Here is an 8,512-nt window from a genome sequence, read left to right on the forward strand (position 1 = left end):
TCCGTGCGTTACTGAGCAGTCGAAAGGCAGTTCAGCGAAAATGCATTGATCTGGCGAACGAGATACGCGGGCTGTTCAGGGTCTTTGGGTTGCGCCTGCCATCTCGTGTCGATCAGGCGTCCTTTGATGAGAGGGTGCGTCCCATCATCGAAGCAGACCCAGACCTGTCACATGCCTTGCTGCCGCTGTTGGACGCCCGCGCGGTGCTCTTTGCCACGTACCGGTAACTGGATAGACGCGTCAAGCAAGCTGCCAACCATGATGAGACCTGTCTGCGCTTCATGGCGATCCCCGGCGTGGGGCCGATTGCTGCCCTGACTTTCAAGGCGGCAGTGGATGATCCCAAACGCTTCACCAGTTCAAGGACCGTCGCCGCGCACTTTGGCCTGACACCGAGGCGCTACCAGTCAGGGGAGATGGACAACCCTGGCCGTATCTCGAAAGCAGGTGACGCCGACGTTCGATCCGCGCTCTACGCAGCGGCGAACGCGATGATGATGCGATCCGTCGCCAGCTCTGAAATCAAGAGCTGGGGTCTTCGGCTCATGCGCCGGAAAGGCCGCCGCAGAGCCGTCGTCGCCGTTGCCCGCAAGCTTGCTGTCGTCATGCACCGCATGTGGGCAGACAACACCGAGTTCCGTCAGAGACCGTTGGAGGGCGCCGTATGAACTGAACCTTCGACAATCAATGACGGGATCGTCCCTCACCGGACGAGGTCTGCGGATGACGCCGAAAATGGCTGCTGCGCCACTCGAAGCGCGAGACGAAGCTGGGCGCTCCGCGACCGATCCGACACATGCATGCAGCGGTCCAATCGAACCGGGCCAACAATGACTGCGAAGAGAAGCGTGACCCGGATGAGAGACAATGATCCAAACTGACGGAAATGAAGCGATGAAATGAACTTGACCCAAACGCCCGATTAGAGAAGCGGCCATTGGTCCGCGGCAGAATCACAGCGGAATTCAAAAAACGAAGGATTCATGGTATATTCCCGCGCGGGGGAACGCACCATGTTATACAAGAATATTGTCCTGGGTCCTTTTATTGCGGTTCTTATTGCAGGTGCTGGACCGGGATACGGCCAAAGCTCAGACGTCGTTCAGGGACTTGTTACCGGCATTGTCGGACAGGCTTTGAACCAAGCAAAAACGCCTCAGGCGGCCAGCACCGGCGCATCTCAGCAGACCGAAGCCATGCAAATTCAGGCCGCTCTGAATCGCACGGGTTATGACGCAGGACCGGTAGACGGGATTCCCGGAAAGCGAACGCGCGCGGCCATATTAAATTGGCAGGTTGCAAATGGGTTCGCAGGCACCGGTCAGTTGACCCCGGTACAGAAGTCGCTGCTCCTGAACGGCGGTGCAGCCGGGGTTACTGCGACCGCTGCCGCCTTGGCAATCATGCAATCTGGCGGCAATTCAACGGCGCAGTCGGCTGCAAATGCCGCAAGCGTCTTATCACTGGGCGCCGGGCAAGTTCCCTTAGCCACGCCACCTGGCTCGGCTGGGGTTCCACTACCGGTGGGACAGATGCCTAACTTCGATCTAAGCAGCCAATCGGCAGCAAGTGTCGCGGCGGCGGCAAGCGCGCTACAGGGCGCAAATCTGCCACCTGGCGCAATCAAGCCGGGCTCCATACCGCCCGGTCTTCTTGAGAGCCTGCCGGGAGGGTTTTCGCTACCGAATCCAAACGCGTTACAGAACGGAGTTGCTACGACCACGGGTCTTCCGGTCTTTGAATTTGGCGGCGGGAACAGTGCAGCCAATGCAGAAGCGAATCTCCTGCCTGCCCCGGAATCAGCCGACCCCAATCAGGCAGTTTCGAATGCTATTGAGCAAGCGACTGTCCTGCAGGGAAACCAGCCAGCTCTAGAGACAGGCGAACAGGCAGGCACCGTGGCGACAGCGTCCGCGGCATCACAGCAGTCGGTTACTGAAAGCGAGGCAGCAGGAAAAGCGGCTTCGCTTCCCGCGATCAAAGGCGGTGCAACGGAGACGACAGAAGGACCTGCGCCGGAGGCTGGCACAACGGAAAACACCACTGTCGTCACCAGAACGCGTCAGCGCCAGACGACGTACGGTGAAACGACAGCCTCGGCGACCGGCACCGGAATTGGCACCGTCGAGAGACAGGGGAACACCTCAACTGCTGAGTCCCGCGAAGAGGCCCGCCGTCAAGCTCGCGAAGAAGCAATCGCAAACTACACGCCACCGACTTCGACCACGACGACGCAAGTCCAACCGTCCGAGACAAATGCGTTTTATGTCGATCCCGAGGCGGCGGCTGCCAAAGCGGAGCGTGAGGGACGGGCAGCTTCAACCGAGTATGCAATTCAATCCGCGGAGCAACTTGTGCGCACCCTGGGCAACGAGGCTGGATTCGAGGAAACCGAGGAAATAGTACAGGAGGTCGGCCAAAGAGTTCGCGAAAAAGCGGATTCGGACGCGGCGATACGTGAGGCCGCGGCAGCAATAAGCGCTGAACCTGCTCCCTCCGAGCCCACAATAATCTGCACATTGGAAATGCGTAGGCAGGGCCAGTGCCAACCCACTAAGTAGTCGATCAAGCCAGGCAACGAGTCGCTCAGCGAAACGCGACCTGAATTGGATACCAAAGAGACCTTCAACATCGGGTACGATCTTGCAGTTGACGACTCTGCAATACTCGCGAATGAAGCGTTTCGAGGCGTGAACCGTCGGCCCGACGTTCCCGGGTTCGCCGAAACGATGCTCGAGTATTTTGACGCCTGCCAAGCTCAGGCGAAGGCGTTGCTAAGCGTGATGGCGGAAGACCTGGGCCTGCCTGCCGACTACTTTGTTTCGCTTTTTTCCAAGCCAATGTCGGCCATTCGCCTCCCGCATTATCCACCCGCGTCAGGAGCCGCGAGCGAAATAGGAGCCGGGGCACATTCCGATTATGGGGCCATACCATCAGCCGCCTTGGTAAATTCGCGCTAATTTGTTAATTTTTAGTCGTTGAATACCGGGCGGAAAGTGCGAGGCTTAATTGATGGCTTGGCGGGCCGTTACCTCGGGAGACTGAGTGCAAGTCGACGCCTCTGAATAGTCCTTCAAATGGCTCAAACTGTCCGCGCGTCGATCTATTTTGGAGAATTCGATGATGGTAGGTGAGTTTTTGAGGGCGGCACTTGCAGCGGTTTTTCTATGTTCCTTCATGGGCCCATCATTCGCCTTCGGCTCTGACGAGTTTGAAACTCCGGGGGCGGACGAATTCCTTGCCTTTCGCAGCGACAATCTTGCTGCATTCGTTCAGGTGCCGAAGAAGGGCTGGTGCCGAATTCAAGTAAACGTCAATCTCCGAATTCGCTCTGACTCCGTGTTTGCCGGCGAGCAGCCAGAGTTGAATGCGTTTCTGTACGAGCTTCCGGGGATCCTGACCAACTCCTGCACGGTCGTCAGAAATATCGCAATCAGGGGCTATATTGCACAACGTCGTGTTTACCAGGGTTCGATACAGTCTGCGAACACCGCTGCTCCCCGGGTTTCGACGAGAATCACGGACAGGCGTATTGCCGACGCATACCGAGACGCACTTGTGCCGGGGACCGTGAGTAATGACACCGCCTCGCAGCAACCCAACGAGCCGAACTCTCGGCATGGAGGTCGTGCTAACTCGGAATCCGAACCTACCCGGCCTGAAGCGGCTAAAGGTCGGTTGTTCACGGATGCAACCTCGGTGGGCGCACAGTGCGACGTCCTGTCGAGTTGGGTGCAACGACTATACACCGAATATCCGCAGGCAGATTTTCTCGCCATCAACGCCGGTGAACTGGAAGACGTGACGGCGAACTTGTTCAGCGATGAAGATTTCGTGCCAATTTTCGGACGGCGTTTCGACGAAGCCGGAGCCGCGGAGCGAGCCCGGATCTTTCAGAATATTTATATGCGTTGCCCGCGCGAACTTCGGCGAACGCCGCCTTACAACGCAGTTTTTCGTACGGGGTTTATGAACATGCCGCACCGGATGGATCCGCAAGCGCTTAAGCGGAAAGTGGAAGAAAGAAGAGAAATCCGGTCTTGGCTTAGGCAACAGTTGGAAGACCTCGAGAGTATCCCTGTCTCGCCCGATGGACTCGCCCGAGTTGCCGCTCTCTCGACGGACAGTTCCGAGATGACTTCGGGGCTCTGGCCAAGCGAGCAAAATGACTTTCTGCAAAGGGTTGGCGCCCGGAGGTCGCAGATTGCCCTTGATCTGGCCGCCTCGACGATTGCTAACTTGCCCGTCGACCCGGGTAGCCTTTCGGTTCTCGGGGGAATTGCAGCAGAAGCGGAGGTCCATACGATCGCCCTAGATCGCGCAAGACTGGAGACAATCGCCCGTGATGCAAACAAGAGATACGAGGCTATCCGCGTGGCACTTGTCGAACGTGAAATCGACGCGCTTCAGGACGTTCCCACGGATTTGAACGGCCTGCGAATGATCGCACATAGGCGCAGCACGATCCTCGCAACCGTCGGAGAAGCACCAAACATAGAAGCTTTGGAAAGGTACGAGACCGCGTTCCGGGATCGTGGCAGGGAAATCGCTAGTGAAGGCCTTCAGCGTTACGTTCGCGATCTGAATGCTCTCCCAGAGACCTTCGCCGGAGCCGAAAAAGCCGTTGTCGCGTACGAAGACCTTGATGCATTGTTGAAGGTGACGGCAGAGGATGTCCGGGGCTCGTACAAATCCGCTGCGGTGGCAAGAGCCAATGAGATCTACGACCAGCTTGTTGACGTTTCAATTGGACGCATTTCGGATTTTGCAACGTCCGCTCAGCCACGCGGATGGGAACATACTTTCGAAATAGTTTCGAGGTCACAAAAAGAGGCCGAACTATTTGGCGACACACGCGCGAGCCAACGCGCCTCGGAAGCAATCATTGCCGCAGGAACTCAAGCCGCAAGTCGCGTGGCCACCGAAGAATTCGGCAATTTTCAGCGCGAACTCGAGGCTTTATCGGAAGATTGGCCTTCAATTTCCGAAGTCGACCGCGCGGCCGAATTGATCAGGGTCCATCAGGCCACCATTGTGGGTCTTCAATCCTATCTTCCGGCAGCCATGAGCCGGCGCCAAGAGATCCTGGGTGGCCTGGCATCGACTGCGAAGAGCAAAATAATGGGATTGACCGGCGACCCACTGCGAAATCTCTCAGCAATTGAGTTGGGCGAGGCGCAGGCAAGTAGGTTTGAAGCTGTCGGCGCAAGTAACCACGCTAGCATGTTAAGGCGCGTTGCCGCCGAGCGGCAGGAAATCATCTTAGAAGAGCATCACCCGATCTATGAAGCGGAAATCGCTAAGATGGCGCCAACGCGAGAAAATGCGGCGTTGCTTGTTGCAGACGCCGGGAAATTCACGGAAATGTCCACCACACTAGCTACGTTTGAACTATATCGACGGTCAGCTCTGGCGCGTTCGGCTGAATTGCTGCATGCCGTTTGCGATGATGCCGTTTCTCGCGTCGACCGCACCTCTTCCGATCATGACATCGACATACTTGGTGGCGATGATCCAATGCCGGTTCGTGATTTTATCTGCGACCTGGACGAGGCTGGTCATCAGGTCGTGGAGCTCGCGTCGCCTGGAACGCTAAATGTGGACCGTGGATACACGTTGCGCGTCCTCGACTTGGATGGCGAATTCGTTCACGCCAAGCTTCGTTTGGTTGAGGCGCTTCCCGGACAGGAAATGTTGGTTGGGTACGAACTGGGAGACGCCAATGGGCAGGCGGCGATTTCGGTTCGGGAATGGCAGATGCGCTCAGGGATGCTTCTGGGGAACCGGTCTCTCACCGCCTTGGCCTCATACGCTGGGGGCAACCAGCAGGCAGTCGCGGCCCAATTGCAGCGTTCTGCCGCCCTTGTTCTGACTTCCGACGGCATGGGGACCGGGTTCTTCATAAATCGAAGGCTCCTGGTCACGAATCGCCATGTCATCGAGGGAAGCGACCTCTCTGATCTATGGGTCATTAACGCGGCGCTTGGAAAAGGCTACTCGGCTAAACTTGTCGCGAAATCCGGCGAACCATACGGAGAGACTGCGAACAGCAGAGACTACGCGCTGCTTTCGTTTGATGAAGAATTGCCTGTGGACCCGATGATCGTGGCTTCGAAAGTAAACGATCTGGCTCAAGTCATTTCCGCCGGCTATCCCGCGTTCATTACAAAGAACGACCCGAAACGCAGGCGTCTCCTTGAAGGAGACCTCACAGTTGCGCCCGACATGGTCTTTACCACTGGCGAAGTGAGTGTTGTTCAGAGGCGTTCGAGCGGCATACCGGTGATCGTTCACACCGCTCTCATTTCGCACGGAAACAGTGGTGGTCCGCTCGTGGACATGTGTGGACGCGTCGTAGGGGTAAACACCTGGGGTGAAGAAGACGAGAACTATTTGAACCGGGCAGCCTATCTGTCGTTGGCCGGAAGCGATCTGGTGGACTTTCTTGACGAAATTGGCATCAAGGACTTGGCTTCAAGCGATGAGGCCTGCGGTCAGTAGTCCGGAGTCTAGTGGCAAAAAGTACGAAACTGGCTCTGACGGGACGAACGAAGATGACCATGTCCGCGCATTTTGCGAACACCCAAAAAGGTGCTCTCGCACATGAGCCACCAAAATTGACCTTGAACAGTCCAGTTTTTTGCGGTCGATTTTATTTCCCCGACACCCGAACGCCCGGCCTCATATTTCGAAAGTCAGACAAGTGTCCGCAAAGGGCTGAGGCTGTGTGGAAACTCGCCTGATTTCTGTTTGCGGAGGACGTAGTGCCAGTCTTTACCGGCTGGCTCGGTTTCTTGGCGACTTTGGCGCTCCTTGGGCTGGAGGGACGCGGATAGGGGAGGCTGCTGTGCTTATGGGCGGGCGATCTAGGCCAAGCGCCTCTCTTTAGGCTGGAATGGCGGCCAAAAGTCCCCGTACCCCGATCAGGGCGATCAAGCGCTTGATGTTATATGCGAGCACGTGGAATGCCATCTCGGTGCGGACGTTTCCGAGCCTGCGCATTCGGAAGTGCGTTGCGCCCATCCAGGCCTTGATGGTGCCGAACGGGTGTTCGACGGTCGAGCGGCGCAGACCCATAAGGGCGGGATCGCGGCTCATGCGATCGTGCATCGCCTCGACCAGATGCTCGTGCTCCCATCGGGTGATCCGGCGCTCTTTCCCTGTGGTGCAGCGCGCCTTGACCGGGCAGGTCTGACAGACACTGGCCCAGTAGCGCCGCAAGACCAGACCTGCTTCCTCAGTGGTGTATCGATATGCCAGCGTCTCGCCTGCCGGGCACCGGTAGACATCCGCATCTGCGTCATAGGCGAAGTCTGCCTTCACATACATGTCTTTCTTCCGGTTGCCCGAGGTCTCTGGCCGAGGAAGGGTCGTGGTGATCCCATCCTCGTGACAGGCCAGTATCTCCCGGCCGCTAAAGTAGCCCTTGTCGGCGACCACGCTTATCTCGTCACGACCGAGCGCAGCCTTCGCTCCCTTTGCCATCGGCGACAGTTGCTCGCGGTCATGTCCTGCATTGATAACGTCATATGTCACGATCAGATGGGTCTCAGTGTCCGCCGCGACCTGCGCGTTATAGCCTACAAAGCCACTCCCCCTGGCGCTGGTCGCCATGGAACGGGCGTCCGGGTCAGTCAGGGAAATCTGGCTGTCGGGGGCATGCCTCAACACCTGTTCCATGTCCTGCAGGCTTTGGATCGCCTGCCGGATGCGGCCGGTGCGTTGCGCCAGGTTGGCGATCTTCTCAGCCCGCGCCTCTCCCTCTTCATGCCGATCGATCCGCACCATCTCCTTTAGATAGCGATCGATGCTCGCCTCGAGATGTGCAATCCGGCTGGCGATCTTACCCTTGGAGAAGTTCTTATCACGGTTGTTCACTGCCTTGAATTTGGAGCCGTCGATCGCAATGCACTCGCCTTTCAACACGCCAATCCTGCGGCAGAGCTCGACGAACTGCGCACAGGTCTTTCGGATGGCTGGCCCGTTGTCGCGCCGGAAATCGGCAATCGTCTTGTGGTCCGGGACCAATCGGCCCGTCAGCCACATCACCTCGACATTGCGACCGGCCTCCCGCTCCAGCGCACGGCTGGAAGGGACCCGATTCAGATACCCATAGATGAAGAGCTTCAGCAGAACCGATGGATGATACCCAGGCCGACCCGTCGAAGCCGGAGCCATACGACCAAAGCCCAACTCTGCAAGATCGATCTCGTCCACGAAAAGGTCGACGACGCGGACTGGATTGTCCTCGCCGATCCAGTCCTCCAGCCGTTCCGGAAACAGCGTGACCTGTCCCCGATCAGTTCCCTCAATGTAGCCCGACATGCTCACCTCCGGTCTTTGCCGAAAGCATAACTCATCAAGAGTTTTTACACAGCCTCGGCTCTTGGCCGTCATTCGCTGCAGGTTTCACCAAGGTCTGCTTAGAAGATTATCTGCACGTTTGACTGGACTTCTGAGCGCGGTGGAGCGGTACTGTCTGTGTCGATGACGCCCGGGACCCCCGGGCTCC

The 8,512-nt window shown here is 57.6% G+C and carries 5 protein-coding genes and 1 pseudogene; 5 read left to right on the forward strand and 1 reads right to left on the reverse strand.

Annotated elements, in window-relative coordinates; genetic code table 11:
- The 5 genes and pseudogenes from AB2B41_RS22465 to AB2B41_RS22485 form a co-directional block, all read left to right on the forward strand.
- Nucleotides 1-227: pseudogene (locus AB2B41_RS22465) on the forward strand (IS110 family RNA-guided transposase); the annotation flags it as partial.
- 54 nt (nt 228-281) lie between these two features.
- On the forward strand, nt 282-668 hold the full coding sequence (locus AB2B41_RS22470; RefSeq protein ID WP_367880063.1) for a transposase: 387 nt from the start codon (nt 282-284) through the stop codon (nt 666-668).
- A 345-nt stretch (nt 669-1,013) separates the two neighbouring features.
- Nucleotides 1,014-2,561 (forward strand): peptidoglycan-binding domain-containing protein, encoded by a 1,548-nt coding sequence (locus AB2B41_RS22475; protein WP_367880064.1) that lies wholly within the window; start codon nt 1,014-1,016, stop codon nt 2,559-2,561.
- A gap of 45 nt (nt 2,562-2,606) precedes the next feature.
- Nucleotides 2,607-2,960: an isopenicillin N synthase family oxygenase gene (locus AB2B41_RS22480; RefSeq protein WP_367880065.1), complete on the forward strand. Its 354-nt coding sequence runs from the start codon at nt 2,607-2,609 to the stop codon at nt 2,958-2,960.
- Between the two features lie 160 nt (nt 2,961-3,120).
- Nucleotides 3,121-6,501, forward strand: a complete 3,381-nt coding sequence (locus tag AB2B41_RS22485) for a S1 family peptidase (protein WP_367880066.1) — start codon at nt 3,121-3,123, stop codon at nt 6,499-6,501.
- Between the two features lie 384 nt (nt 6,502-6,885).
- Here AB2B41_RS22485 and AB2B41_RS22490 read toward each other — a convergent pair whose 3' ends face one another.
- Nucleotides 6,886-8,325 carry an IS1182 family transposase gene (locus AB2B41_RS22490; protein WP_367880067.1) on the reverse strand — a complete coding sequence of 480 codons (1,440 nt, stop codon included), beginning with the start codon at nt 8,323-8,325 and terminating at the stop codon, nt 6,886-6,888.
- Between the last annotated feature and the right edge of the window lie 187 nt (nt 8,326-8,512).

Source organism: Sulfitobacter sediminis, assembly GCF_040811725.1.
In the GTDB taxonomy this organism is placed as follows: domain Bacteria; phylum Pseudomonadota; class Alphaproteobacteria; order Rhodobacterales; family Rhodobacteraceae; genus Sulfitobacter; species Sulfitobacter sediminis.

What these genes read in the sequence shown, in the direction of transcription:
- AB2B41_RS22470 (WP_367880063.1), top strand. Translation starts at nt 282, where the DNA reads ATGGCGATCCCCGGCGTGGGGCCGATTGCTGCCCTGACTTTCAAGGCG.
- AB2B41_RS22475 (WP_367880064.1), top strand. Translation starts at nt 1,014, where the DNA reads ATGTTATACAAGAATATTGTCCTGGGTCCTTTTATTGCGGTTCTTATT.
- AB2B41_RS22485 (WP_367880066.1), top strand. Translation starts at nt 3,121, where the DNA reads ATGATGGTAGGTGAGTTTTTGAGGGCGGCACTTGCAGCGGTTTTTCTA.
- AB2B41_RS22490 (WP_367880067.1), bottom strand. Translation starts at nt 8,325, where the DNA reads ATGTCGGGCTACATTGAGGGAACTGATCGGGGACAGGTCACGCTGTTT.